Source organism: Bradyrhizobium sp. SZCCHNRI2009 (genome assembly GCF_032485115.1).
In the GTDB taxonomy this organism is placed as follows: Bacteria; Pseudomonadota; Alphaproteobacteria; order Rhizobiales; family Xanthobacteraceae; genus Bradyrhizobium.
On sequence record NZ_JAUEUH010000010.1, the window covers coordinates 183270 to 209953 of the forward strand.

Annotated in this window: 24 protein-coding genes, 1 tRNA gene and 3 pseudogenes; 13 read left to right on the forward strand and 15 right to left on the reverse strand. The window is 61.2% G+C overall.

The annotated features are described in order from the left end of the window. Positions 1-207: 207 nt before the first annotated feature. Positions 208-507 (forward strand): hypothetical protein, encoded by a 300-nt coding sequence (locus tag QX041_RS29710; protein ID WP_316167506.1) that lies wholly within the window; start codon positions 208-210, stop codon positions 505-507. A gap of 852 nt (positions 508-1359) precedes the next feature. Here QX041_RS29710 and QX041_RS29715 read toward each other — a convergent pair. The 4 genes from QX041_RS29715 to QX041_RS29730 all read right to left on the reverse strand — a co-directional run bounded on the left by QX041_RS29715 (position 1360) and on the right by QX041_RS29730 (position 3231). Continuing rightward, positions 1360-1626: a hypothetical protein gene (locus QX041_RS29715; protein ID WP_315717207.1), complete on the reverse strand. Its 267-nt coding sequence runs from the start codon at positions 1624-1626 to the stop codon at positions 1360-1362. 168 nt (positions 1627-1794) lie between these two features. Continuing rightward, positions 1795-2175 (reverse strand): TIGR02301 family protein, encoded by a 381-nt coding sequence (locus tag QX041_RS29720; protein WP_409998686.1) that lies wholly within the window; start codon positions 2173-2175, stop codon positions 1795-1797. Between the two features lie 49 nt (positions 2176-2224). After that, positions 2225-2644 carry an NUDIX hydrolase gene (locus tag QX041_RS29725; protein WP_315754043.1) on the reverse strand — a complete coding sequence of 140 codons (420 nt, stop codon included), beginning with the start codon at positions 2642-2644 and terminating at the stop codon, positions 2225-2227. A 65-nt stretch (positions 2645-2709) separates the two neighbouring features. Continuing rightward, complete coding sequence (locus QX041_RS29730) at positions 2710-3231, reverse strand: hypothetical protein (protein ID WP_315828341.1); 522 nt, start codon at positions 3229-3231, stop codon at positions 2710-2712. Positions 3232-3317: 86 nt separating this feature from the next. Here QX041_RS29730 and QX041_RS29735 point away from each other — a divergent pair, with 86 nt between their 5' ends. Continuing rightward, the gene (locus QX041_RS29735; protein ID WP_316167507.1) at positions 3318-4088 is read left to right on the forward strand and encodes an SOS response-associated peptidase; all 771 of its coding nucleotides are present in this window, start codon (positions 3318-3320) and stop codon (positions 4086-4088) included. A 160-nt stretch (positions 4089-4248) separates the two neighbouring features. Here the strand turns inward: QX041_RS29735 and QX041_RS29740 are convergent, their stop codons facing one another. Genes QX041_RS29740 through QX041_RS29755 form a run of 4 tightly spaced genes read right to left on the reverse strand, consistent with a single transcriptional unit; the run spans position 4249 to position 7755 of the window. Continuing rightward, a complete protein-coding gene (locus QX041_RS29740; RefSeq protein WP_316167508.1) occupies positions 4249-4830 on the reverse strand; it encodes an NUDIX domain-containing protein in 582 nt (193 codons plus the stop codon). A gap of 9 nt (positions 4831-4839) precedes the next feature. Next, positions 4840-5295 carry a GNAT family acetyltransferase gene (locus QX041_RS29745; protein ID WP_315828344.1) on the reverse strand — a complete coding sequence of 152 codons (456 nt, stop codon included), beginning with the start codon at positions 5293-5295 and terminating at the stop codon, positions 4840-4842. A 15-nt stretch (positions 5296-5310) separates the two neighbouring features. Further along, positions 5311-6738: an FAD-binding oxidoreductase gene (locus QX041_RS29750; RefSeq protein WP_315828345.1), complete on the reverse strand. Its 1428-nt coding sequence runs from the start codon at positions 6736-6738 to the stop codon at positions 5311-5313. A gap of 18 nt (positions 6739-6756) precedes the next feature. Continuing rightward, the gene (locus QX041_RS29755) at positions 6757-7755 is read right to left on the reverse strand and encodes an L-threonylcarbamoyladenylate synthase (protein ID WP_315828346.1); all 999 of its coding nucleotides are present in this window, start codon (positions 7753-7755) and stop codon (positions 6757-6759) included. Between the two features lie 229 nt (positions 7756-7984). Here QX041_RS29755 and QX041_RS29760 point away from each other — a divergent pair. Then, positions 7985-8061, forward strand: a tRNA-Pro gene (locus QX041_RS29760). A 174-nt stretch (positions 8062-8235) separates the two neighbouring features. On the opposite strand, the pseudogene QX041_RS34430 reads toward QX041_RS29760, so the two are convergent. Continuing rightward, a pseudogene (locus QX041_RS34430) lies at positions 8236-8796 on the reverse strand (site-specific integrase); the annotation flags it as partial. A gap of 9 nt (positions 8797-8805) precedes the next feature. Here QX041_RS34430 and QX041_RS29765 point away from each other — a divergent pair. After that, a complete protein-coding gene (locus QX041_RS29765) occupies positions 8806-9105 on the forward strand; it encodes a hypothetical protein (protein WP_246741431.1) in 300 nt (99 codons plus the stop codon). Between the two features lie 1004 nt (positions 9106-10109). After that, the gene (locus tag QX041_RS29770) at positions 10110-11045 is read left to right on the forward strand and encodes an AraC family transcriptional regulator (RefSeq protein ID WP_315754057.1); all 936 of its coding nucleotides are present in this window, start codon (positions 10110-10112) and stop codon (positions 11043-11045) included. Here the strand turns inward: QX041_RS29770 and QX041_RS29775 are convergent. Then, the gene (locus tag QX041_RS29775) at positions 11038-12246 is read right to left on the reverse strand and encodes a Xaa-Pro peptidase family protein (protein WP_315754059.1); all 1209 of its coding nucleotides are present in this window, start codon (positions 12244-12246) and stop codon (positions 11038-11040) included. The genes QX041_RS29770 and QX041_RS29775 overlap by 8 nt on opposite strands. Before the next feature lie 253 nt (positions 12247-12499). Between QX041_RS29775 and QX041_RS29780 the strand changes: the two genes are divergently transcribed. From QX041_RS29780 to QX041_RS29805, 6 genes are all read left to right on the forward strand, one after another. Further along, positions 12500-13876: a M24 family metallopeptidase gene (locus QX041_RS29780; protein ID WP_315754061.1), complete on the forward strand. Its 1377-nt coding sequence runs from the start codon at positions 12500-12502 to the stop codon at positions 13874-13876. Between the two features lie 128 nt (positions 13877-14004). After that, positions 14005-14733, forward strand: a complete 729-nt coding sequence (locus QX041_RS29785) for an ABC transporter permease (RefSeq protein ID WP_315754154.1) — start codon at positions 14005-14007, stop codon at positions 14731-14733. Continuing rightward, the gene (locus QX041_RS29790) at positions 14733-15803 is read left to right on the forward strand and encodes an ABC transporter ATP-binding protein (protein WP_315754063.1); all 1071 of its coding nucleotides are present in this window, start codon (positions 14733-14735) and stop codon (positions 15801-15803) included. Before QX041_RS29785 ends, QX041_RS29790 begins: the two co-directional genes overlap by 1 nt. 5 nt (positions 15804-15808) lie before the next feature. After that, entirely contained in the window at positions 15809-16849 is a 1041-nt protein-coding gene (locus QX041_RS29795; RefSeq protein ID WP_315754065.1) for a PotD/PotF family extracellular solute-binding protein, read from the forward strand. Between the two features lie 2 nt (positions 16850-16851). Further along, positions 16852-17715 carry an ABC transporter permease gene (locus QX041_RS29800; protein ID WP_315754067.1) on the forward strand — a complete coding sequence of 288 codons (864 nt, stop codon included), beginning with the start codon at positions 16852-16854 and terminating at the stop codon, positions 17713-17715. Positions 17716-17805: 90 nt separating this feature from the next. Next, positions 17806-18432, forward strand: coding sequence for a GAF domain-containing protein (locus tag QX041_RS29805; protein WP_316159595.1), 627 nt, complete (start codon positions 17806-17808; stop codon positions 18430-18432). A gap of 426 nt (positions 18433-18858) precedes the next feature. Here QX041_RS29805 and QX041_RS29810 read toward each other — a convergent pair whose 3' ends face one another. From QX041_RS29810 to QX041_RS29825, 5 genes are all read right to left on the reverse strand, one after another. Next, positions 18859-19071, reverse strand: a complete 213-nt coding sequence (locus QX041_RS29810) for a hypothetical protein (protein WP_316167509.1) — start codon at positions 19069-19071, stop codon at positions 18859-18861. A gap of 35 nt (positions 19072-19106) precedes the next feature. Beyond that, the gene (locus QX041_RS34435; protein ID WP_410051900.1) at positions 19107-19451 is read right to left on the reverse strand and encodes a DUF6527 family protein; all 345 of its coding nucleotides are present in this window, start codon (positions 19449-19451) and stop codon (positions 19107-19109) included. A 952-nt stretch (positions 19452-20403) separates the two neighbouring features. Next, positions 20404-22272, reverse strand: coding sequence for an ATP-dependent helicase (locus tag QX041_RS29815; protein ID WP_316167510.1), 1869 nt, complete (start codon positions 22270-22272; stop codon positions 20404-20406). A gap of 1 nt (position 22273) precedes the next feature. Next, positions 22274-23191, reverse strand: a complete 918-nt coding sequence (locus tag QX041_RS29820) for an ATP-dependent endonuclease (RefSeq protein WP_316167511.1) — start codon at positions 23189-23191, stop codon at positions 22274-22276. Beyond that, the gene (locus QX041_RS29825; RefSeq protein WP_316167513.1) at positions 23139-24275 is read right to left on the reverse strand and encodes an ATP-dependent nuclease; all 1137 of its coding nucleotides are present in this window, start codon (positions 24273-24275) and stop codon (positions 23139-23141) included. Before QX041_RS29825 ends, QX041_RS29820 begins: the two co-directional genes overlap by 53 nt. Before the next feature lie 789 nt (positions 24276-25064). On the opposite strand from QX041_RS29825, the pseudogene QX041_RS29830 reads away from it, so the two are divergent. Together QX041_RS29830 and QX041_RS29835 are read left to right on the forward strand one after the other, a co-directional pair. After that, a pseudogene (locus QX041_RS29830) lies at positions 25065-25522 on the forward strand (transposase); the annotation flags it as partial. Then, positions 25515-26415 (forward strand): annotated as a pseudogene (locus QX041_RS29835) (IS3 family transposase); the annotation flags it as partial. The pseudogenes QX041_RS29830 and QX041_RS29835, both read left to right, overlap by 8 nt. Between the last annotated feature and the right edge of the window lie 269 nt (positions 26416-26684).

A 26684-nucleotide genomic window follows, 5' to 3' on the forward strand; every position in this document is an offset into this window, starting at 1 on the left:
CGACTTTTTCAACGGAATCGGCCCATAACGGATCAGGTCGCCGGCTCGCGTGAAGGTCTGCTTCTGATTCTCAACCGGAAGCAGGGGCCCGGGAACAGCGCTCGGACACGGCTGTATTTTGCTGTCTTCTTAGGGTTGAGGAAACCGGTTCGCGCTATTCGCCTGTGACCTTCAAGACGGTACGGTTGGCCCCAAGGATAATGTCCGGTGTACTTCATCGCCTTTATGATCGTGGTCGTCTTGACTGCCGTGGTGTCGCTTCGCCGATCCATGACTCTATCACGGAACGCTCGGGGGGCTGGCCCGGCCCGGCGGCTGGCAGCGCGGCGGCGGGCGCTTTGGCCTGTATTCTGCGCGGCAATTTTTGAGCTTGGGTTGATTGGACTTAGTCATGTTCAAGACAACCAGGAACTTGGTCCCTCCGCGACGATCCATCTCATGGCGCTTACGGCCGCTTTTATCGGCGGCTGGTTTCTTGGCGTCATTGGCGGACTAGATTGGGACTGAAGCGCCGCAAGAAATGCAAAGCAAAAAGCCCGTCGGGCGAATCAGTTGCGCGATCTTGTTTGCAACGCCGTCGTTCGCGCTCGCCGCAACTATACGAAACACCTGTGCCGAAACGGCGATTTTGCGTATTGTCTCAACGTGATCGCGCCCGCAGCATCTTCCGGGCGAAAGATTTAACTTTCGTTTTTCCAGAATACGTGTCTATCCTCCACCCATCCCGCCTCAACGAGAGGGGCGTACGCGCGGTCGTCACGAGACGCGAGGCGGGCAGGCGGTGGACGTGTCGGGTTGCAGCGTGGCTTTGGCTGCGCGGACGAACAATCCCGATGCGGACGTGAAGTCGCGTGGTCCTGGCCTCCCGATGCCGAGGTCAAGCCTGAGCGTGATGCGAGAGCATCGGCGCAGGCGATGGGGGCAATCAAGCCGGTCCCCAGGGAGAGCGCGAAAGAAGCGTTAAAACCATCGCGCAGGGAAGGCTGGGCTCATCCGGCTGCACCTGTGGTTCCTGCCCCGTGCACTTTTGTTCGCACGGGGGCCATGGGCGTCAGCCGACGCCCAGCCTTCCCTGCGCCCTCGATTGAATGAGGGCCGAACGTCGGTCATCGCTCGGACGCATCGCGCCGCGAGGACGATGAGGCGTGTCTCGATGCTGTTTGAGATGTGAAGACGGATCTCGGCCCCGATGGGCGCTCTCCGTTTTGGCTCCGTCATTGCGCTCGCAATGACGCGGAGTTTGTCGACGTAGTTGTCGTAGCCTGGACGAGCGCAGCGATATCCGGGTTCAACGAGGCTGCGGATGAGACCCCGGATGTCGCTGCGCGCATCCGGGCTACGCGCGAGGAGCGGGAGACCCTACTGCGTCGCGCGCGACAGCGAGAACTCGCCGTTGCGGACGCGCTCCGGCAGGCCCTCGACGAACGTCGCCACCGCGTCCTCGCCATAGGTGGTGACGAGTTCGGCCAGCGCCGCGAACAGGCTGGCCTGCGCCAGGCAGTCGCCGTCGACGCCGTCGTGGCGCGCTTCCGCCCAGGCTTCGTTGAGGTAGCTGAGCGCGGCCTGCTTCTGCTCGTGGTCGGGCAGGACGGCGGGGAGGGCGCTGAAGGTGACGGGAAAGCTCATTGAATTCAGTCTGGCGGGGCCGCGAGGCGCGTTGAATTCCGAACGCGGACGCGCCGGACCAGTGAGGTTTACCACGCAGGCGGCGGACGCCTAGGCCAGTTCTTTAGGAAAGGTTAACAAGGTTAACGCAAACGTGGATAACGCCCGCGCGCCGTCAACCATGGCCCGTCAGTTGGCGTAGCGCGCCGTGAGGTCGCGCGAGATCTTCGAGCCCTCGTCGATGTAGCGGCGGATCGCCACCATCGCCGCCGGCGTGCAGGTCCGATAGGTCTGCTGAAAGCCGTTATAGCCGCGGTTGAAGCCGGCGATCATCCGGGCTCGGCGTTCGCCCGACGGCGTCTCGGCATCGATCAGAGCCTGCATCTGGTTGCGCCATTTGGCGCCTTCATTGCTGCCGCAGATGCCGCGGAGGTAATGCAGGGTTCCGAGGATCTCGGCCAGCCGCTGCAGATCGCCATCGAACGGCGCGGCCGCATCCTGCGCGCGCGCGGGCACAATGGCGCAGGCGACAACGAGCATGAGGGCGGCCAGGAGGCGCTTGGGGATCATGGGGAACACCGACGTCATATGCCTTTGCCGGACGGCGGACGCAAGGCGCCTACACCAGGGTCCGTGCGGCGGCGATGATCTCCGGCAGTCCGTCAGTCAGCGTGAGGCCCTCGAGCGCATCGGGGAGGCGCCACTGAAAGTCGTCCAGTTCCGGGTTGAGGCGGGGCTCTCCGGCCTGCCAGCGGGCCGCAAAGGGAAGGATCACATAGTGGCCGCCGCCGCCCTGGGCCGGCAGGACCTCGCGCCAGCCGGCCAGCCCGACAATTGCGATCGAGAGTGCGGTTTCCTCCATGACCTCGCGCGCGACGGCCTCGTGCAGGGTCTCGCCGAGCTCCACCCGGCCGCCGGGCAGCGTGTAGACGCCCTTGGCGGGGGAACGCGCCCGGCGCACCAGCAGGAGCTTGCCGTCGCGGAAGATGGCGGCGCTGACGGCGAGCTGGGGGTGGCGGGGCGGCGTCGGGGCGGTCATGCCAATGGCTCCAGGCGTGGTCTGCACCGTAGCGTGAAGACGACCGGGCCGGTAGCCCGTGCTGCTCAGAAGCTTGCCATGATGGCATCGACGGTGTCGACCTCGTCGACCGGGTCAGGGTCGACCTCGATGTCGCCATTGATGATGCCGCCGGCCTGCGTCACCAGCGGCTTGACCCACGCCGCGGCCTGCTCGGCGAGCTTGGCCTTGGTGGCGTCCTGCTTGGCAGCGCGCATCGCGCTGCCGACCGCGAGCAGGATGTCGGTCATGGTCTTCGTGAGATGATCGAACTTGTCGCGAATCGCCGGGTCGGCCTGCTCATAGGCCTCGATGACGAGATCGCGGGCCTTGAAATTGGTGTGCGTGAAATGTTCTGGATAGGTCAGCGGCGACCACGCCAGAAAATCCTCGGCGCATTCCGGAATATCGGGAATCATTTCGAGCAGCATCACGGCTTCGTTGAAATGATTCAGATAGTCGGTGGCGAGCCCGGTGCGCGGATTGATGTTGGCGGCGCGCAGCATCGCGGCCCGCGCCGGGTCAATGGCGCTGCCCGCCGGTCGTTGGGTCGTGCGATCGGTAGGCACGGAATGGGTCGCCGCTGCGGTCATCCGCTGCAGTGTTGGCAACCCAAGTTAAAAGGTGCTGAACACACGACGATTTGAGTGAGATTATGTGTGGACGCTTCGTGATCACTTCACCACCCGCGGCTCTCAGGCAGATTTTCGGCTACGAGGAACAGCCGAACTTTCCGCCGCGGCACAATATTGCTCCGACGCAGCCGATTCCCGTAGTTCTTCTGGATCAGGACATCAGGCATTTTCGGCTCATGCGCTGGGGATTCATTCCGGCCTGGGTCAAGGATCCCCGTAATTTCACGCTGCTGATCAATGCGCGTTCGGAGACCGTACGCGAGAAGCCGGCGTTCAAGAATGCGATCCGGCGGCGCCGCGTGCTGGTGCCCGCTGATGGATATTACGAGTGGCAGGTGATCGATGGTCGCAAGCGGCCGTTCTTCATCCACCGCAGTGACGGCGCGCCGCTCGGCTTCGCGGCCCTCGCCGAGACCTGGTGCGGGCCGAACGGCGAGGAGGTCGATACGGTGGCGATCGTCACCGCGGCTGCGAGCCGCGATCTCGCCACGCTGCATCATCGTGTTCCCGTGACGATCAGGCCGGATGATTTCGCGCTGTGGCTCGATTGCCGTTCCGATGATCCTGACGAGGCCATGAGGCTGCTGGTCGCGCCTCGCGAGGGCGAGTTCGCGTGGTATGAGGTGTCCACGCGCGTCAACACGGTGGCCAACGACGACGAGCAGCTGCTGCTGCCGATGACCGCGGAGCTGCGTGCCGCCGAGGACGCGCAGCGCAAGCCGGCGAAGAAGGTTGCATCCCGCAAAGTTTCGCCTGCGCCTGTGGATGACGGGCAGGGGAGTTTGTTCTGAGGCGGGATATCTCGACAGAGAAGATCGTCAGTACCGCGAAAGCGGGGATCCAGTACGCCGTGGCCTCTCGTGCCGAAACGGCTGCCGGTGGAATACTGGGTCCCCCGCCTTCGCGGAGGACGACAGAGGAGCAAGACCCGCGACCGAGCGTTGGCCGCGCTCAGCCAAAGATCCTCAGCGCGGCGTGCTGCAGAAGCATGATGGTCTTGGCGTCCTGGATGCGGCCGTCGGCGATCATCGCCAGCGCGTCGTCGATCGAGACTTCCAGCACCTCGATCTCCTCGCCCTCATGCGCGAGCCCGCCGCCGGCGCTGACGCGCATGTGAGGCTCGTATTCGGCCACGAAGAAATGGATCTTCTCGGTGACGACGCCCGGGCTCATGAACGCCTCGAACACGAACTTGACGTCGTGCAGCCGGAACCCGGTCTCCTCCTCGGCTTCGAGGCGGATGCGCTCCTCCGGCGAGGCGTCGTCGAGCAGGCCGGCCGCCGCCTCGATCAGCAGATCGTCATGGCCGTTGACGAACGCGGGATAGCGGAACTGCTTGACCAGGATGACGCTGCGCTGGGCGAGGTTGTAGGGCAGGATCGCCGCCGCGTTGCCGCGGTCGAACACGTCGCGGCTCTGCATCTGCCACGTGCCGTCGTCGCGCCGCCACTCGAACTTCGTCGAGGTCAGCGTGCCGTAATGGTCGGAGAGCACGCGCGTCTCGTGGACGCGGATGCGGTCGGAGATGCTCATCGCTCGCCTCTATTTCATGCCGGGCGTCGGCGGGCGCCCGTCGAGCCATTTCGAGAACACGACGCTGTCCTGCACGGCATAGTCGAGCGCCTGGTAGAATTCCTGCACCTTGGTGTTGTCGCCGCGCACCATCAGCATCAGCTTGGCGATGCCGCGCGCTCGCAGCCAGTCTTCGGCGGCGGCCATGATGCCGCGGCCATGGTCGCGGCCGCGATGCTCGGGATCGACGCTGACATAGTAGACCCAGCCGCGATGGCCGTCATGGCCCACCATGACGGAGGCTGCGATGGCGCCGCCGCTGCGGCCGACCAGCACGGTGGAGCTGTCGCCACGGCGGGCGAGCGCGATGTCGGCGGCCGGATCGTTCCAGGGCCGCGTCAGGCCGCAGCGCTGCCACAGCGCGATGATGGCGGGCACGTCGGCGTCGGTGATGTCGGAGATGGCGAGAGCAGGGGCACTGTCCATGGGAGCGTCGAAAGCCTAGAGCACCTTGCCGGGATTCATGATCCCGAGCGGATCGAATTGCGCCTTGATCGCGCGCATCAGCGCGATGGCGGTCTTGTCCTTCACGTCGGGCAGCTCGTCGCGCTTGAGCACGCCGATGCCGTGCTCGGCCGAGATCGACCCGCCCATGCGCAGCACGATCTCGAACACGACCGCGTTGACCTCGTGCCAGCGCGCGAGATAGTCGGCGGTGTTGGCGCCGATCGGCTGGCTGACGTTGTAGTGGATGTTGCCGTCGCCGAGATGGCCGAACGGCACCGGACGCGCGCCGGGCATCAGCTTCACCACGGCGGCATTGGCCTCGGCAATGAAGGCGGGCACTGCGGCGACCGGCACCGAGATGTCGTGCTTGATCGAGCCGCCCTCCGGCTTCTGCGCCGCAGAGATGTCCTCGCGCAGTTTCCAGAACGCCATGCGCTGGGCGAGGCTGTCGGCGATCGTGGCGTCGTCGACGATGCCGTCTTCGAGGCCCTGCTCCAGGATGGTCTCGAGCGTGGCGCGGGCATCGTCGCGCGACGACGACAGCTCCATCAGCACGAACCAGGGATGCTGGCCCGCGAGCGGCGCGCGGTTGCCGGCGGCGTGGCGGATCGAGAAATCGAGCGCGATCGCGGCGATCAGCTCGAAGCTCGTGAGATTGCCGGCCGCCTCGCGCTGCGCGATCGCCAGCAGCTTGAGCGCGTCCTCCGGCGACTTGAGGCCGACGAAGGCGGTCTCGATCGCGCGCGGTTTCGGGAACAGCTTCAGGCTCGCCGCGGTGATGATGCCGAGCGTGCCCTCGGCGCCGATGAACAGGTTGCGCAGGTCGTAGCCGGTGTTGTCTTTCTTGAGCTTGGACAGCGCATTGAGCACCCGCCCGTCGGCCAGCACCACCTCGACCCCCAACGCCATCTCACGCGCCACGCCATAGGCGAGCGCGGCGGTGCCGCCGGCGTTGGTCGAGAGATTGCCGCCGATGGTGCAACTGCCCTCGGCGCCGAGCGACAGCGGAAACAGGCGGTCGACCTCGGCAGCCTTCTGCTGCGCCACCTGCAGCACGACGCCGGCCTCGGCGATCATCGTGTTGGAGGCGGTGTCGACGTCGCGGATCTTGTCCATGCGCCTCAGCGACACCACCACCTCGCCATTGTGCGGCGTCTGGCCGCCGACGAGGCCGGTGTTGCCGCCTTGCGGCACCAGCGCGATGCGATGCTGGCTGGCAAGCTTGCAGATTGCGGCGACCTCGGCCGTCGAGCCTGGGCGCAGCACCAGCGGCGAGCGGCCGTGGAACAGGTTGCGCTCCTCGGTGACGTAAGGCGCGACGTCGGTCTCCGCGGTCAGCGCCTGGCGCTCGCCGACGATGGCAGCGAATTGCGCGATCAAATCGGGCGGCAGCGGCGGCAGGGCAGGCTGGCTGATGTTCATGCTTAGTCGCTTCCAGTGTTATCTCGGCGCGGCGGCGCGGCGCAGCCGGTCGTTGATGGCCTCGCCCAGTCCGTCGTTCGGGATCGGCATCACCGCGATGCTGCGCGCTCCCTTGGCATCGAGGCTGCGAAGATAGCCGAAAAGATGCGTCGCCGCCTCTGCCGGATCGCCGGAGGGCGACAGGTTCAGGATCGCGGCGGCCTCGTGGGCTCCGGGCAAGGTGGTGGGTCCGAAGGCGAGCAGCGCCTCGCCGGGCGCGACCTCGCTGGCGTCGAGGCGTACGCGGGCGCACGGGGCATAGTGGGAGGCCAGCATGCCCGGTGCCAGAGGCTGCTCGGACGTCTCGGTCTCTGCGGCGGGCCGCGCCAGCACACGGCCGAGCACGGCCTCGATCGCCTCGCTCGGAACTCCGCCCGGGCGCAGCAGCGTCGGCGCATCGAAGCAGCCGACGATGGTCGATTCGACGCCGACCTCGACCGGCCCGCCGTCCAGGATGAGGTCGATTCGCCCGGTGAGATCGGCCGCGACATGCGCCGCCGTGGTCGGCGACACGTGGCCGGAGATGTTGGCGGAGGGCGCCACGACGGCGCCGCCGAACGCCATGAGCAGAGCTTGTGCGGTCGGATGCGCCGGCACGCGGATCGCCACCGTATCGAGGCCGGCGGTGGCGAGGTCGGCGACGGGACAGCCGTCGCTCTGCGGCACCACGAGGGTCAGCGGTCCCGGCCAGAACGCAGCGGCCAGACGCTCGGCGGTGGCATTGAAGCGGCCGATACGCTGCGCCGCTGCGATATCGGCGACATGGGCGATCAACGGATTGAAGGCGGGCCGGCCCTTGGCCTGATAGAGGCGTGCGATGGCCGCGGCATTGGCCGCATCGGCGCCGAGGCCGTAGACGGTCTCGGTCGGGAACGCGACCAGTCCGCCGCGCGCGAACGTCGCCGCGGCTTGCGCGATTCCAGCCGCGTCGGCGGGCAGGATCCTGGTCTCGATCGCTTGCATGTCTGGGGCGGGCATCGATGGTACGGGACGGCGGTGGCTTCCGCGCTCGGCTATAGCGGGCGCGGACGTCCGAATGAAGCGCGCAAATCGCCTGTCGCCTTGCGCTCGCGCCATGGCCGCCGGACAAAGCCCCACGGCCTCAAGCAGTTAACCCCTCCGCCGACGATCGACGATTTCGATGCGATTTCCTGCCTTGTGTCCTTGCGAAGACGGAAACCCGACGCTATAAGCCGGCTTCCCAAGTCGGAGCGTGGCTCAGCCCGGTAGAGCACTGCGTTCGGGACGCAGGGGTCGCAGGTTCGAATCCTGCCGCTCCGACCATTTTTTCCCAGAGTTTCTCTCCTGCGTACGATCTTCGATGGGGCTGGCCACCGTTTTGGCCACCGAAACATTGAAGCCCTTTTGACCGATCGCAACCGCCGCACCTTGCAGGTAGTCGGGGTGATGGTGGCCATAGGTGTCTTGCAAGATCTCCGGGGACATTCCTAGGAACCCGGCTGCTTCCCAGATTGATACGCCCCGCTGCATCAGCCAGGTCGCGGCGGTATGGCGCAAGGTATGCGGGGTGACTTTGCCGGGCAGGCCAGCCAGCCCGACGGCTCTGCTGAACCCCTTCTTTACCGATGCGACTGGCTTGCCGTTGAACTCGACGAAGCACGTGGCGATCAGCTTGCGATCTTTCCACCGCCGCAGGTGGGCGAGCAGCCGCGGGGGTATGGGCGCTGGAGTCTGGCGCTTCTTGGTTGCACGCTTCCCGATCGGCTTTCGGTAGAATATCCCGTGCTCAAGGTCGACGTAAGAGCGGTCCCGCTCCGTATACGGCGAGGCTGACGCAATAGCCCCAGCCCGAGTGCCAGTGTAAAGGCCGATCAGAATAAATCTGGCCACATGTCTCAGTGGCCGACGGTTCGTGCTGACCGGATCACCTTTCGACGCTCCTGAATGGATCGTCTGCTTCTCTCGATGCCGCCAGCAATGCCAAATAAGCGCCGCAGCTTCCTGTCGCGTAAGCCATCGGTCGCGCGGAACTCCCTTCGGCGGAAGTGATACGCGCACTAAGCCCCGGTGAAAGCCTTCTTTCGCATGATGGTTGATGGCAGCACGAAATGTCTCCAGGTCCCGGCGTGCACCACCGCGGTTGCCACGATGCCTGACATATGCGGCGCAGGTCTGGGCATTGACCGCGGACAGTCTCTTGCCGCCCCAGAATTCATTGAGGCGGTCAATCCTAGCTCCGATCTCGAACTGGTCGCTCGGTTCGCCAATATCGGTCAGATAGATCGACAGTACGTCAGCACAGTCGATATCCTCGATATCCTGCCGGCGGCGTTCGGGTTGATACTTTTCGGCGATGTAATCCGCTAGGGCCTGCTCTGCCTCTCGAGGCGGTTTCGTTTCAGTCGGGCTTGCAACGCATCCCGTGGCGATGTGGCGATCTCCATCTTTGATAATCCAGACCGCCTGGTGAACAAGTTTTCCGTCTCGGTATCGGGCCTTTCTCTTGTAGAGTCTGATCCCTTTGCTTGGACGCGACATAACTCCCTCATGGCCTTGATAGCTTCAAGGGTAGTATAGTCTCTATTCGCGATCCGTTCGAGAGTCAGTCGACCTCTAGCGCCTTCTCTTCGCAGGCCAGAAGCGGTCATAGATCCATCCGGGAAGGCTATTTTGGCGGCAACATCTAGACGTAGCGGCGCAGATGGGTCGATCGTGTCAGCCGTAGGCTGCATGACTCGTTTCGACATTAAGGGCCTCAATCTCGACAGCCGCGGCAGTCGTATGGATTCCAAGCGCAGTTCGTGGGACTTGTCCGGTCACAAGCGACCTACATCTATCATCGCCAGACTTCCCAAATCAGAGACGAACTTGCCAGGTCGAAGCTTGTCGCAGATTTTCGCGCGCAAAGGACGGGCAATTCTGACTAAGAGCCCCGAGAGGGGAAGCAGAACACCTATCCGATGCACGAAGAGGCGCGGCACCAGTCCGATCTCGAAGCAACCCGACTTACCGCAAATTGGTGCGTTCCTGGTGTCGCACCCCATCCGCCGGGCCTCCACTCACCCGCAACCGATTGTACACACGGGAAGCCCGGGGAATTGAACTTGCAACCAGATCGTTATGAGCGGCGGTATATTGGTCGGGTTCGTTGGTCTTGCTATAATTTTGCTTGCTTTCGATCGCTTTCGTTGCGTTTCGGTGTCGTCGTTTCTGGTGCGAAACTGGGACGGTAGGGCGGTCTCGGCTATGGCGCAGAACGTGCGGAACATTCCACTTTGTCTTTTGAAATCTACGTAGTAGACCGTCTCGGAGCACGTAATTTTCGTCTTGTTTTGCCCCCGGGGTTCTCCCGCCCTGAACGTAGAGTAGGGATGCGCAATGTCTCCCTCACTCAACGACGTTCAGAGATCGCCGAGGGCAAATATGGAGTTTCGGAAATGACATCCGTGACTGAGGCCAAGATCGCAGCCAGATGGGGTATGCCTCCGGCGGCATTTCTTGAGCCCTTGCCGAAATCCGGCATCAGCCTCGCTCGTTGGCGGCGAACGGAGGCGGGCAGTCCATTCAGTCAGAAGGCTCCGCGAGCGAACCACTATCTCCTGTCGCTCGTCTTGAAGCCTATGAAGGCCCGATCGTTCGTCGACCGACGTCAGATCTGGGCTGGACCGATCCCCGCAAATTCGGTGCGAATTGTCGATCCGGATTGTGAACGGGAATGGTCCACCGACGACGGCTTCGATTTGCTCCACTGCATGATCCCAAGGACCGCTATCGCGGAAATGATCGATAGTGAGGAGAGGATCCGTTTCGTCGATCCGCTCTACTCGCGCGACGACAGGATTCTTCAGATCGGAAATCAACTGCTGTGGGCCATGCAGCAGGACGGCCGCTTTGGCGTTGAGTTTGCCAACGGGCTCACACATGCCCTGCTGGCCTATCTGCTGCAACAATACACGCGGAATAGCCTGCCGCATTCGGCGTCCGGCTTGCGTCCAGCGCAGCTCAGACGGGTGATGGATCTCATCGCCTCCAGAATCGCGAGCGGCGTATCGCTGCACGAGATGGCCAGGGAAGCCGGAATGAGTCCGTTTCACTTCTCGCGCCAATTCCGTTCGTCGACGGGCCTATCTCCTGCTCGATATGCGCTCGTCAAGAGGATCGAGTGGGCCAAGGAACAGCTGCTGGATCGTCGTGCCGACATCTTGGAAGTTGCGCTCGACTGCGGATTCAAGGATCCCTCGCATTTCAGCCGATCCTTCAAATCCGTCGTTGGCCAGTCTCCACGGGATTATCGTCGCCTCAACTGATCGCGGCCCTCTGCTGCACGTTCAGGGCGCGCTTGACGAGCGCCCCCTGGATGCGGGCGCTAAGCCTCGCTCCACCTACAATGAGATCATCCAGTCCGTCAGGGAATTTTGTCAGCATTTCCGCGCCGTCTCGGGTGACCAGTATCGTGTCCGAGTGACGAACGCCGCCCTCTCGCTTGTCGTAGATGCCGGGCTCGATGCTGATCACCATGTTCTCCTGCAGAGTCTCCTGGCTTCCTTCCGAGATCCACGGGCCCTCGTGGTTACCCAGGCCAAACCCGTGACCGACCCGGTGCAGGCGAGCCTCGTCGCCGGAATACCCCTCGGTTTTCAGGAAATCCGTTACGCGCTTGTCGACTTCCGCGCATGGAATGCCAGGACGCACGAGGGAAATTGCGAGCTCGCGCGCAGCCATCATCGCCTTGAAGGCGCCAACCGACCAGCCTTGCGGTCTTGAGGTGAAGAAAGTCCGCTCGCACTCGGCAGCGTAGCCGTTGCAGCGCGTCAGCGCGAGCGCTACGTGCGGACCCTCGAGGGTTCTGTCCGATAGCGCGGGGATGGAATGGGGCTGAGCGCTTTGGGGAGCTGCCCAGGTCGCCATGAGAACGTTGGAGTCGGCCAGTTCGAAATCGGATGTTTCGCGGATCATCGCGGCGGTCACGTGTCGGGTGCGGGCGATCCCTTCGGCGACTGTTGAACCGAAATAGGCCGCTGCGATGAGCTGCTGCACGGCAGTATCGGCATATCGCGCTGCGCGGCGGATCATTTCGATCTCGGCCGGCGATTTGATCAGCCGTAATTCCTCGACGAGCGGCAGCACCTGTACCTCGTGAGGAAGTGCGGCCCGGATCTCCATGCGGAGGCTCGCTTCGACGCCGATGGCCGAATGCGAGCCGATCAACTCCAGCAATGTCTCGCGCCAACCTCTGCCATGGGGCGCCGGGTAGTCCCAATAGGCCTTCAGGTTCGCCGGCCTGATATTGTGCGCCTTACCGAGGTGATCGAGGTCGAGCATCGGCGTCAGCAGCGTGGGAGAGCCGCTGCTCGGTACGAGAAGGAAGAACGGCCGTTCCAACGGCTCGAAACCTGCGCCGGTCAGGTAGTAGATGCTCTCGCGCGAAGTAACGATGAATACATCTAGGTCGCGAATTCTGTCTTGCAGACGCTTCAGCCGGTGAGCGTATTCCGATTTCGAGATCATTGGAGAGTCCATCCAAAGGGCGGCATTGCCGGCTCGACGGTCGGCATTCATCCGTCGTGGTGCATGGTTGCAAAACCGCTGCGACCGCCGAATTCGTGCGGGGCACCGAACAGGAATTGACGATGACCGTAAAGTGACGCGGTCGAAAATAAATTGGCAGGATCGGGCAACATTCCGCACGAAACGGCCATTCGACCGGCGCGTGCGCCTTCGGCGGAAGCATATTGCAGGGAAGAACGCGACGATCCCTTGGGTGAAAAAAGCAGGAATTGGCCGGTCTCAGCAGGAATCTGCCGGATGCTTTCGCCCCTTCACACCCATTATGCCAACGTCATTTGAAGGCAGGTTCGCGGGTGCGGGCGGGGCCCCGCGTTCGGGCCGCGTCGATTGGGCGATGAGCCGGGACAATCGATCGCGCGACTGGGAGAGTTGGAGAATCATGAAGTTTCTGAGCCGTTCGGTCTGGGACTATCGACGAAAACTGATGCGTGACGTCATGGCCCGAAATCGCCTCGACGCGCTTCTGTTCTCCACCGCCGACTTCTTTCAGTTTGCGACCAATTTCAACGTCGATGTGCAGACATGGGAGCGCCCGATCTTGGTTTGCGTGCCGTTCGATGGCGAGCCGCGCGCGATCATGAACGAACTGTCGACGCACCACGTCCGCATGGCGCGCGAGCGGGAGCAATTCTGGGTCGACGACGTGCAATTCTATTTCGAGCATCCGAAGCTGACGGAGCGCGGCTTCTCGCTGCCTCAGCTTCCCGAGATGATCCACGATCTGTTGAGTCGCTGCGGATTGAGGGCATCTCGCATCGGTATTGATGCGAGCCAGCCTAGTCTTGCCCGCGCCGCCGGAATGTCGCCCGAGGTCAAGCTGATCCCGTGTCTGGAGGACATGCGGGCAATGCGCTGGGTCAAGCATGCCGAGGAGCTCGAGATCATGCGGCAGGCAGCCTCGCTGTCGGACTACATCCAGGATCGCTACCGGGAAAACATAAGGCCCGGCCGCCTGGTCCAGGAGCTGGACTGTCAGATGGCGGTCAGCATGGTCGAGGAGGGGGCGCGGCGCTTTCCCGGTGCAAATCTCGAAGTGCTGAGGTGCTGGACGCTGAGCGGTCCCGCATCGGCGTCTCCGCATGGCGACGGTGCTTCATGCGGAGCGAAGATCGGCAAGAGCGACGTTCTGGTCAACATCGTCATTCCGCGCCTGAACGGCGTCGTGATCGAAAACGAGCGCACCTGGTTTGCAGGCGAGCCTTCGCCGGATCAGCGCAAGTACTACGAGGTCGCTCGCGCGGCCAATGAAGCCGCATCAGCAGCGGCCGTGACGGGTGCGCCGGTGTCATCGATCGATGCAGCCGCGCAGAAGATCATCGAAGAGGCTGGATGCGGCAGCTTCATTCGTCACCGAACGGGCCACGGAATGGGGTTGCTCGGTCACGAGTACCCGCATGATATGGCCTTCAACCATCGGCCCCTTCTGGACAATGAAGTGTATTCGGCGGAGCCCGGCATCTATGTCTATGGTCTCGGGGGCTTCCGCATGGATGACACCGTCGTCGTGGGGCGCCAGCCGGAGATCTTGACCAAGGCGCCAAGAGACATCAAGAGCCAGATCGTCAATTGATGTCCGAGGATGCACTCCGAAGTCTGGCATCGTCACCCTCGACAGGTCGGGGATACCCGAGACTTGGGCGCCTGGTCTTCGCGGCGAGCGTCGCCGGCGCATACCTCTTGGTGTTCGCTCCGGTGGCGATGATCGTGCTGATAAGTTTCTTCGCCCAGGAGATCGTGAGTTTTCCTGCGGATGGCTTGACGCTGGGCTGGTACGAAAACGCGTGGTCCAGGCCGGAGTTTTCGCGTGGGCTTCTGACCAGTCTCCAGATTGCGCTGGCGACGACCGCGGTTGGGGTTCCCATCGGGGTTGCGGCTGCATTGCCGCTCGTGCGTTCGAAGTTTCCGGCAAAGGGTGGCATCAATGCGCTCCTGCTGGCCCCTTTGGCCTTGCCCGGTGTCGTCACCGGTGCGGGAATCTATATGACGTACGTTGCCGTCGAAGATGCCCTCGACACCGATATCAAGGGGACGATGGCCGGTCTGGTGGCTGCCCACACTATGCTCACCATCCCGTGGACGGTGCGGCTGGTCGTCGCCAGCCTTCAAGGTATCGACCAAGCCATCGAGGAAGCTGCGGCAAATCTCGGAGCCGGACCATTCACGGTCTTCCGGCGGATCACGCTGCCGGTGATGAGGCCGGGCATTGTCGCCGCCGCCATGTTCTCGTTCATCCAGAGCTTCGAGAATCTGGATCTTACGCTTCTCCTGGTCGCGCCCGGACGCATCACGTTGCCCGTGGCCATGCTGAATTATTTGGAATTTCGCATGGACCCGACGCTCGCGGCCGTGGCGACGGCTCAGATTGTGCTGGTCGGCGCGCTCATGCTCGCAACCGATCGATTCGTGAAGCTTTCGAGGATTGTTTGATGGCCAGGCTGACAGTCGAGCGGCTCACGAAGCAGTTTGGAGCCTCGGTCGCGGTGAATGATCTCAATCTAGAGATTGCTCAGGGGGAGATGGTGGCGCTGCTCGGGCCATCGGGCTGCGGCAAGACCACCACGTTGCGCATGATCGCGGGTTTCGTGACGCCGACGAGCGGCCGAATGCTGTTGGCGGAAACCGACATCACACGAAGCCCGCCGCATGCGCGTGAAACGGGTCTCGTGTTTCAATCCTATGCGCTGTTTCCGCACATGACCGTTGCCGAGAACGTCGGCTTCGGTCTGGAGATGCGCGGCCTTGGCCGTGCGGAGCGCGCACCGCGCATTGCGGACGCGTTGAACCTCGTCAGGCTGTCACATCTGGCCGACCGTTTCCCGAAACAGATGTCTGGAGGACAGCAGCAACGTGTCGCTCTTGCCCGCGCACTCGCGATCAGCCCGAAGCTGTTCCTGCTGGACGAGCCACTCTCCAACCTCGATGCCAAGCTCCGGGCGGAGGTCCGTACCGAGATCCGCGCGCTTCAGCAGCGGCTCGGCCTGACGACCTTGATCGTCACGCACGACAGAGAGGAAGCGCTGACGATGGCCGATCGGCTGGTCGTGATGGAAGGAGGGCGGGTTCGGCAGGTGGGCTCCGCGCGCGAGCTCTATGAAGAACCTTGCGATGCATTCGTCGCCGAATTCGTCGGACGCTGTAATCTGTTGCCGGCGAGGCGGGAAGACGATGAGCGCGTCAGAACGCGCGGCGGTCTTCTGCTGCCGTCCAGGAAACGACAGGACGAACGTTCCACGGCAGACACGATTGCCATCCGCCCCGAGCGCATCGCGATCGAGCCCGGCCATCGCGCGGCGATCCAGGGGCGGCTCGAGGCTGTGACTTATCTCGGCGCGCAGACGGAGTACCAGGTGCTGCTGGGCGAGGCGGAACGGGTGGTCGTTACCCGTTCAACGCCGGTCCGGGACGACCCGATGCTCTCAGTGCGCCCGCACGATCCGGTCTCGCTGAGCTGGGACATGGATGCTCCTCGGCTGATTCCCGAAACCGCGAAGGATTAGGCAAGATGAGATACTCACGGCGTAACTTTCTATCGCTGGGCTGCGGCACCGGAGCCACCTTTCTCTTCGGCAACCCCCGATCGGTCGCAGCGGCGAATGGACCCATCGTGGTAGGAACATGGGGAGGCGACTACGGCCAGCTGTTGGGTGATCTCCTGGACAAGCCGCTGGCTTCGGTCAAGGGCGTCGAGGTCGTTCAGGACGTCGCCAATGTCGATCCCAGGAAGACCAAGTTGCTGGCCGAGCGAGGCAGCCGCCGTGGCTCGATGGAGATAGCCTGCCTGTCCGATACGGACGCCTACCTGATGTCGCAATCGGAGGTCCTGGAGGAGATCCGGCCCGAGCAACTGTCCAGACTTGACGCCGTGTTTCCGGAGTTGCGCAAGCGATATTCGATTCCGCACATCTACTCGGCGCAGGTCATCCTCTACAATCCGACCAAGGTGACCGTTCCGCCGCAGTCATATGCGGATCTATGGGATCCGAAATGGCGTGGTCGTGTCGGGCTTTCCGATATTCTTTATGGGGCGAACACGCTTGCTGCAGCGCTCGCGGGCGGCGGAAGCGTCAACGATTTCGAGCCGGCCGACAAGAAGCTCCTGGAGCTGCGGTCACTGGACGCGAGGATATATCCGTCCAACGAAGCGCTGGCAGCGGGCCTCAAATCGGAGGAAGTCTGGATCACGATCATGTGGCTGGCGCGTGGCTTCATGTGGAAGAAAGCCGGAATCCCCCTCGCCCATGTGGTGCCGAAGGAAGGAACTCCTTCCGTTGTGTTCGAGGCGGGTATTCCCCGGAACGCCAGGAACAAGGCGGGAGCCTTCGCTTATCTCGATGCGATGCTGGACGCCAAGGCGCAAACGGGCTTCGCCGAAAGGATGGGATATGCCCCGACGGTGCGCGATGCGGTGCTCCCGGAAGATCTTGCCCGGGAGGTGCTTCTCACCGAGGAGGAGCGGACCAGGCTATTGAAGCTCGACTACGCCTACTCGACGGGGCGCTCGCAACGTACCCTCGATTTCTGGAACAAGCAGTTCAAGGCCTGATCATGGCGATCCTGCTCGTTCCCGCATGTCTTCTCATTCTCGGCTTGCTCGTCGGTCCGCTCGTTCTGATGTTCAGGATCTCGTTGAACGAGCTAGGTCCGACGCAGATGATGGTAGAGGCGCTGACCGCCGGCAACTACCTACGCGCAGCGACCGATCCGTACTATCAGCAGATCGTTCTCACGACGCTTGGCATTGCGCTGCTGTGTACGATGGTCACGCTCATCATCGCATTTCCGGCAGCCTATTGGCTGGGACGCATCGAGAGCCGGTGGAAGAGCATCGTTCTGATCGCTACTCTGTTTCCCCTGCTTGTGGGCAACGTGGTCCGGTCCGCGGGCTGGATGGCATTGCTCGATCGCGACGGTCTCATCAACTGGGGACTTGCGCGGCTGGGTCTGATCGCACAGCCTATGCAACTCATATATACGCCGAAAGCGGTCGTATTCGGCATCATTGCGGTGGTGTTGCCGTACATGATCATAACCATTTCGTCGGTGATCGAGAGTATTCCCCTCCAATTGGAAGAAGCGGCCGCCAACCTCGGAGCGTCCCCGGTCGTGGTCTTTCGGCGCATCGTTCTTCCGCTCGCGCTGCCGGGCGTCGCAGCTGGATGCACGCTTGTGTTCGTTCTGTGCATGAACACCTACGCGACTGCGGTTCTCCTGGGCGGTCCCAGGTTCAAGATGATGGCGCCTGCCGTGTACGACCAGTTCATAAGGAGCAACAACTGGCCGATGGGAGCGGCGTTGGCGTTCTTGCTTCTGATCTTCACCATGGCCTTCACCGTGCTCGGGAGCGTTGGTTTCGCTCGGCGCTACGGCAAGCTGTCTCGTGCTCCGCCGGAGCGACTTGCGCCGGCGTGAATGTTTCAATCTGGATTCCGCTCCGCGGTCGTTGGCGCCTCTCGGGAGAGAAGCTTCTATTGTCAATTTTTGATGGAAAGGAGATACGCAATGCTGTCGATCAGCTCACCGGTCTTCGCGCGCCGTGGCCTATTGACAGGAGGACTGGGGACGGTTCTTGCGACGCCGATATGCGGTTCAGCTCGGGCCGCGACGGAGGCGAGCATCGCGCCTGATTCGAAGGTTCGTCTGGCTGCGATAGACGAGGTTGCGCGGGCGGGGACAGAGCCGGGGCAGCCCAATGTCATTCTGGCCAGCCTCAACCTCGCGTTGGCGCAAACGGTTGGACACAAGCTGTTCACCGTTCTGGTGCTCAACGAGGATGTCGGGCAGAACCAGCGCTACTATTCCAACCAGCCAGGGGCCTATCCCGTCGGCGGAAGCAAGCCCATCGATCGATCAAGCGCATTCTACAAGGAGATCGTGCTGACCGGTAAGCCGCGCATCTGCTACGACTACGAAGACATGAAGCGCGCATTCTTCGATCATGAGCTTATCCGGTCGCTCGGCTGCGAAAGTGCCGTCAACTATCCCGTGCGCTGGAACGGAAAGACAATCGGATCGCTCAATTTACTTCACCAGGCCGGATGGTATGACGAGCACAAGGTCGCCGCGATCGGTGCCTTCGCTGCACTGTCGGCTCCGGCCCTCCTCGATATTGTGCGCGGCTGGAAGTGACGAACGCTTGCGTCGGCATTTCTGGCGCGGAAGCCGACTTCGGCGACAGTCCGTCTTCGCTTTCTCTCGCTCCTCGGTCTCCGCATGGCTGCGCCACGCGTAGCCCGAAGGACGAAGCGTGGTGGGCCCGGCAGCCGCCATAATAGCGAGATAAATCGACTAAAGATCAACAACATGGCCTCATGTTGAATAGGAACATACCAACAAAAGTGCCAACATTTTTGGCATGTGCCCTCACAAGGCCGAAGCCGGGGTTCGATACCCCCTTGGAGACTGCGCGACGGTGCGAGCATCCGTTGACGCACCCAGCGTCTTCGCTCCCCCCAAAAGGCCGCGAGCGGCTTTGGAAGCATGGCGCGCCCTTTGCCGTCGGCCAGTATCTTCCGCGAGGCTAGGTCGAGCCACCGCGACCCATCGTCGACGAAGCTACCGGCTCTTCTTGAGCAACTGATCGAGACTTTCGAGCCCTTCTTTCTTGAGCACGGTGCCGAGCTTGGTGTCGGCACGATAGCCCTTCGCGACCTTATCGCCATACTCGTCGCGCAGGGTGCCGACGAGGGTATCGGAGCGCTTCTTACGGATCTCGCCGTCCTGATCGCGCATGCGACCATCAAGTCCTTTCGGATAGTGCTTCGGCATTTAACGGTCCGTTCGAGGTGACGGTGCAGAGATACTCAAGCCCAACGCACTTTGCCATTCTGTAGCAACAAGTGAGCTTCGCAGTCCGTCTTCAACCAGACTGACGGGTGGAGCGTGGCAAGGCCTTCCGGTGACTCAGTGAATGTCCAGCAAGGCTGGGCATCCGGCAACAAATTCATCTCCAACACCTTACCACACCCGCACGGGCAGAGCATCGTGGCCGACCAAGCATAGCCATCCTCTCCTACCACGTAGAGCCGCTCGGCGCGATACTTATCGGGAACGTCGCTAACATGCTCCGCGCGGTAGGTCGGCGCTCGCAGTCCTAGCCATGTCAGAAGCCAGAGCCAAAGTTCAACAATCTGATGCCAGAGCGTCATAGGCTGAGCTCCGGCAGTCCAAGCAGGGGACCGGTGCCGCCGCGGCCCACGAGCTTGCCCTTATTGAGATGCGGAGTGCGTGAGCAGTTCAGCATCCTGGGAGATCACAATCGGGTCGTTGATTGCTATCGCCTCGTTGTAGTGATCTATTGAAATTCCTTGTTCCGTCCCTCTCAGGTCGAAGTGCGCCTGCCCAAAACGGGGAATGGTGAAAATGAGGTAAGGCAGTCACTGGGCCTCGGGAACCACAAGATGAACGTCATTCCCGACCGTGTAAAATGCCTCTGGTTTGGTGCCGACAACCATCTTCTCGAGCAAGGCATTTGAGTTAAGGTCCTTGTTGTCGCCACTCCTCTGCTCTGGACGCGAGATGATCGATGACGATCAGGGGCGGCCTTGTCACCGTCCTGGTGTTCCAAGCTTCGTACTTTGTCGATTGGGGGAGGAAGCCGCATGGCCACATTTTCTCCATGACCTCACCGCAAAATCTGACGGCGAGGCGCGTTTTCCCCTGTCCACCTGATCCGGACCAAAGCCACCATGCGAAGTCGGCGGTAACGCTCGCGCGCGCCGACGCAAATGCGCGCAATTCCGCGAGCTCAGTCTCGCGGCCAGAGAATTCAACATCGTAGTCGTAGAATACTAGGCGCGGACGTCCCTCTCCGAAAGGAGGTGATAGCGGCGGGCCGGGATTTTGATCTCGCCGAGCAATCTCCCAGGTTTCCGTAGGGCCCGCAACTGTTCGGTCACCTCCCTGAAGCCTTCTCGCGCCTCAGCTCGTGCACGTTCAGCATCGGGATTGAACGTAGGATCAATGATCCGCCATGCCTCTGGGTCTCTAGCTGCAGCGTCCTCGACGTCCTCCCACCCCCACACTACAATCCGCATTCGACTGCCCGCCGCGCGTTGGCGTGTGGCTGATCCGGGATGAGCAACCGATGCTATGCTCGGCCTAAAACTCGACGATTGGCACGGCAGCGTTCGTCAACAGGTCCACGAGGCCTTGGATTTCGCGAACGCCACCGCCTTGTTTCGAGCGAGTAAAGTACACTCGCTCTCGTGCGCGCGAGAGCGCAACAAAGAATGCATTCGTCTCTTCTTCACGGTTGTTGCGATAGCCGAAGAATGCGTTTTGATGGAGACCGACGAATATCACCGTGTGGTACTCCAGGCCCTTACTCTTATGAACAGTCATTAGCCTGACTTGGCCTCTGCCTTCTGCGGCGTCGACCAGCGCGGGCCAGCTATCTGCTTCTGACCCGAATTCGGAAAATAGATCAGCCAGCGCTTCTTGCACATCATTGAAATACGTGTCGTTCTCGTACTGTCGAAAAACACGCCTGATGGGAGCTAGTCCCAACTCTCCAACAATGTATCTAATAAGCGCGCTAAAATCAGCTTGTGCCGGTGGCGCGTGGGTTAGGTTCCTAATACCCCCAATGATTCGGCGCAATGTTGAATCGAGATGCTTGATATCAGACGGGTTTTCAAAATCCGTCCCAAGTATGGCCTCCAGCGACTGCTGGACCGCTGTGTAGATGTCGTGCCCGCGGACCCCAAGAGCTAGCCTAATCAAACCCAACAGTAACCCAACGAGATCGTCCGTTACGAGTTCCTGTATCGCGATCCCCCGTATTAGGCGGGCCTCGTTGCGAAGCCGCAAGTTATGCGCCGCAAACGCATCGCGCAGTCGTGCTTCAGCTTGATCGGCCCGAACGCGCACCAGCAGGACGAAGTCGTCTGGCTTTAAGCCGCGATCAATATCGTTGGCAATGACATCTGCGAGATAATTGCACTCGTCTTCGTCCGTGTCGAAAATCCAAAATGCGGCAGCATCTGCTGGCACTTCTTCATCTGGCCGCGCGCACAGCGTATTGACGGCATCAGGTTCAATCTCGCGCACCAGATCATTTATTATCTGAACGATACGACGATTAGAACGATAATTAAGTTGCAGCCGCTCGCGCCTCGCGCGAAACTGCTCCTCAAACCATGTAAACACTTCAGATTCTGCACCCGCCCATGTCATGATCCGCTGCTTAGTGTCGCCAACCGCCGTCAGTACGGCGCGCGATCGCGCAAATCCGGTAGTGATAAATCGAAACTGTGCGCGGGTCGTATCTTGAAATTCATCCAGAAAGACGTGCGAGTACGTCAACTGAAGAGCCTTCAAGATCTGAGGATTATGCGAGAGTATGGCTTCCGCCAAACGCGAGATCATCGCGAAGGTAAGTCCTGGGTGTCGGTCGCCCAGACTGGTTCGCCACCACTCGACGGCTACCCAGGGAAGTATCTCAGTAGGCTCCTCAAGAATGAGTGGCAACGGCCCCCACCGCTCAATAGCTTCGCTCTGAAGAGCTTGGGCCGCAGCCATCCCACCCAAGCGCCTTGGTGGCTCAAGGCCTCGGATGAAATCAAGCCAATCGTTGCGGCGTGGAAATACGATACGGTAGTCGCGCGGGGGTCTACACCACTCGGGCGTGACGGCTATGAATCGATCAACTAGGCTTTTTGCAAAGGCATCGAAAGTGTACGAATCGAAACGTTGAGCTTGCTCGGGCGAGCAGCGGCGGGACACGCGATCCTTGAGTGTCTTCGCCGCGTCACGCTTGAAGCTGATTGCCAAAATCCGTTGAGGCGGCTTGCATAAACCCGTTTGCAGAAGATAGAGGGCACGCTGCGCGAGCAGCTCTGTCTTGCCTGCTCCCGGTCCGGCAATAACGCTTCGATTCTGCGTGGACATAACGACACGCCGCGCAGCGTCCTCAAGGCGAATGCCATCGCTTGGTTGCCAGGCTTCCGGACGTATCAGGCGGCTCACGCTAGGCCTCCTCATTGTTGCCCGCTCGACGGCGCAGGATTGACCTAGCTCGATTGACGAGATTCTTGAGCGGGCGCGGACAATTCTCCTTGAGATCTTCGTCCGAGAGCGTCGCAAGCGCTTCGATGTGCGATCCGGGTTTGCCGCGCTTTTTAAAGAGCCGGTCGTACGTAACTAGCTCTTCTATTGATGGATGGTGGTATCCAAGTGCTCGCTTTTCGTACTCGGCAAGACCGTCTCCTTTTCCAAAGACCGACGCTTCAACCTTGGCGGTATCCGACGGGATTTCTGCCTCGGAAACATCGTAAGCGTCAGGAAATGCCTGGATCATCATTAAATCGAGATCGAGAGGATACGAAAAGAAAACTCTGTGCCTCGCAAGCCAACGGCGCCAAGTTCTAATGCCCTTCTGCCGACGAGTTCTCCAGTAGGACGTTTGCTCTGGGTCGCCGCGGATGCCCTCTGGCGGTTCCGGATCAGAGATTTCGTTTAGTTGGTCGTATGCATACTTCAAACGCAGCGGCCCGGCATTGTGGCGACCAAGGTCGAAGTCGAGCAATGTCAGAACCGGAATGTCCAGATCCTCCAGCAGCCGCCAGAAGTGATTGACGTGACGTCCCCCGAGCGGGGCAAACGCGATGAAAGAGGGATCAAGATCAACGCCGAGAGCTTTCGCAACTCGGGGAATGATGATCTCTTCGCTATCGCCTTCTCCAAGAATAACCAGGCTTGCGAAATAGATTTCAGGCTGCGCCAAGACTGCTTCGCGGACGAATTTGGCAGCCTCACCGTCATCCTCTGGAAGGCGGAGCGCATTAACTCGTGTAACCAACGATTCTGGATCGAGACGGAAATGGCGAACCCACTCAGGTCCGATCCTGCGCATCACGCCAGGTGCATGGCTTGTAATAATCCCCATGGCTTGATGACCTGCGCATAGCTCGCCCAAGAGATTGACAAGGCGCGAAAAGATAAAAAGGTGCCAAGTGGTTTTCAGGTTCCTCGACCGCGTAGATGGTTAGAGCGGCAGGTGAGGTATCCAGCGCCCCAAATCCTTTCGGAGGTGTCCCTGCGAGCTCCGTTTCTAGCTGCGCTAACGTCGCCGCTAACGCCAAGAAAAACAGCGAGGTTAGACCTTCGCTCAGTTCCTCAAGGCCTCGTTCGCGTCCATCAGGAGTCGGCGACAGTTTCGCCGTTAAGCTACGCAGTAGTTGCGTAAACTCCTGTGAAATAACCACGAGACGCGGCGTTCTGAGATGTGCCGCATTGTGCAGCGTTCCCCAATTTCGCTTCAAGCGTTCCGTCACCCATTGAAGCGCAGGAAGCGCATCGATCGTTTCCTGGAGATCCTCGCTGATCTCTTGAACATCCTCCTCGGTCTCGTTCCCAAAGTCACCGCTACGCTCAATTCGTCGGAGGAGCTGTCTCAATGCCTGGCGCGTTACTGCCGCGCCATTGCGGGTTGCCGGAACGTACACAAGCTGTATTTTGGTGCGATCTGCGCTGCTGACTTTCTGCTTGTCTAGGCCTGCACCCCCCTCGTCTCCGAAGGCTACGTCTGACAGGGTCATAACCCAGTAGAGGGTGACATCGATTTCATCGACAAAGCTTTCGCCGCGCTTCCACAGGGCTTCCAGACGGAGCCTTGCCTTTAGCGGCTCTCCCGGACCCGCAGCGGTCATAACTCGGAATACATCAGGGACAGCGCTCGCGGCGGCTGCGTCACCTCCAGTCAGTTCATGAAATGCGAAGACGACGTCGATCACGACTTCCCGGCTATCTACCGTTTCTGGCTTTTCGTCAGGACCAAAATGAACGTCGGCTCTACTTAGCGTGCGTTCCTCGCGGGTAACGCCGAAGAGACGTCGAAGAGCTTCGATAAAAGCGCTTTTGCCTGAACCGTTTGCGCCTATGAGTGCCGTAAGATCCTCGCCCAGAGTTACCGTCGTAGGCTCGGTTCCAAAGCAGCGAAAATTTTGAAGTGTTACGGATTCTATATGCATGGAATGTGCGAAATCAAGAAATCATGCTGTTGAAAGTATTCCGTGTCGGCCTTTCGATGCAACGACAGGATGCATAGCATGGAGTCATGCTGTTTTGCACCAGTGCCATCTCCATTTTTGGCTTCGAGGTCCTGAGGCCGCGTTTCCTCGCAGGCGTTCGGTCCTGCCGAGGGGCGACGTTTGCCGGCGCGTCCGCGTGAGCGGACCGGGCTCTCGTGAACCGAGCCGCGGACGCGTCTCGGCCTTCGGCTTCGATCCCTCGCGCTGAGGGGAGGCCGAGGGCTCTGCCCTACACCCCCTTCAAGAACAAAATCGGCATCCCCCGATCTTCGGTCGCAGGCTCCCTGCAGACCGGGCGGTCCCCCTGCCGATTTTCTTCTTGCACCCCCCCCCCCGGTACCCGGTCTCGCCGACGGGCAGGGTGCAGGTCCCCGCAACCACTTTTATTATAACTCGCTTGCCGTCCGGGTCTAAAGACCGGGACGGACGGACCTGGTTAGCTTTTGTTAGAACGGCGCCGGGCCGCCGGTCCGAGCGAGCCAGTACTGACCATCTACGCCTATTGGATTCTTGGCGTTCGGTCACCGACGCTCCAAGCCGCGGCGGGGCTGCCGACACACGCCTCTCATCCACGACCTCGCCATTTGAGCTCTTTGTCTTCGCAGCCAAAGCTTCTCCGTCACGGTCAAAGCTTTCTACCTGTCTGGATGGACCAGTAGAGATCGACTGACCTTGCCCCTCGGGCTCAATCCAGTTTGAAGTTCGTTCTGGCCCAACGAGGACCAGAGCATGAAGCGCAGCCGCTTTACGGAAGAGCAGATCATTGGGATTTTGAAGGAGCACGAGGCTGGCGTTCCGGTCGACGATCTGTGCCGCAAGCATGGCGTGAGCGACGCCAGCATCTACAAGTGGAAGGCCAAGTTCGGCGGAATGGACGTCTCGGAGGCCAAGCGGCTGAAGACGCCGGAGGACGAGAACACGCGGCTCAAGCGGCTGCTGGCGGACGCCATGCTGGACAATGTCGCCCTGAAGGATCTCCTGGGAAAGAAGTGGTGACGCCCGCGGCGAAGCGGAAAGCTGTCGCACATCTCGTGGGCGTTCACGGGATGAGCGAACGGCGGGCGTGTAAAGCCATCGGCTGTTGTCGCATGACGATCAGATATCGGACGAGCCGGGCCGATGATGCCGGGCTGCGGCAGCGCATGAGGGCGATCGCCCATGAGCGCCGCCGCTTCGGCTATCGTCGCCGACCTGTCCCTGGATAAGGCGATGCTTCAGGATGTACTCTCAAAAAGCTCTGAGGCCTGGCCGCAAGCGCGAGCTTGTCGACAAGGTGCGACACGACTGGAAGGTCTCGATCAGGCGAGCCTGTTCGACGCTTCGGATTGATCGCGCACTGTACGTCTACAAGTCCAAGCGCGGCGACCAGGCCGCCCTCAAGAATCGGATCAAGGACGTCTGCCAGACACGGGTGAGGTACGGGTATCGCCGTGTCCACGTCCTGCTGCAACGTGACGGTTGGGCCGTCAACGTCAAGCGCGTCTATCGTCTCTATAGGGAATTAGGCCTGCAACTGCGCAATAAAACGCCGAGGCGTCGCGTCAAGGCCAAGCTGCGCGAGGACCGTACCGACGCGTGTCAGATCAACGAGACCTGGGCGATGGATTTCGTTCACGATCAGCTCGCCACCGGTCGCAAGATCCGGGTTCTTACGATCGTCGATACCTTCAGTCGCTTTTCACCAGCCGTCGATCCGCGCTTCAGCTATCGAGGCGAGGACGTCGTGCTGACCTTGGAACGCGTCTGCAAGTCTGTTGGCTACCCCAAGACGATTCGCGTCGATCAGGGGTCGGAGTTCATCTCCCGCGATCTCCACATCTGGGCTTACCAGAAGAATGTCATTCTCGACTTCTCCAGACCAGGCAAGCCGACCGACAACAGCTTCATTGAATCCTTCAATGGCAAGTTTCGAAACGAGTGCCTGAACACGCACTGGTTCCTGAGCCTTGACGACGCCCGGCAGAAAATGGAGGATTGGCGTAGAGACTACAACGAGGTCCGGCCACATAGCGCGATCGGCAACAAGCCGCCGATTTCGCTGTTGACTGGCTCACCGGCGCCCCCGCCGGCACGAGCCTAACCCCGGAAAATTCCAGCATCGGCTGGCCTAGTTTCGGGGAGCACTTCAACCAACCGCCCGAACGAACTCAGACCTGGGTAAAACTTGGGAGCAAGGTCGGTATCGCCGATCTTCCCGCCTCGCGTCTGAACGAACTGCTGCCCTGGGAATGGAAACGCTTGCGCCAAGCCGACCAGCCCGCCGATCAGCAGGCCGCCTGAACCTCACGCAACGCCATCATAGAGCTCGCCTTACCCGCGCGCGTGCGACAATCCCGCGGCCTTGCCCAT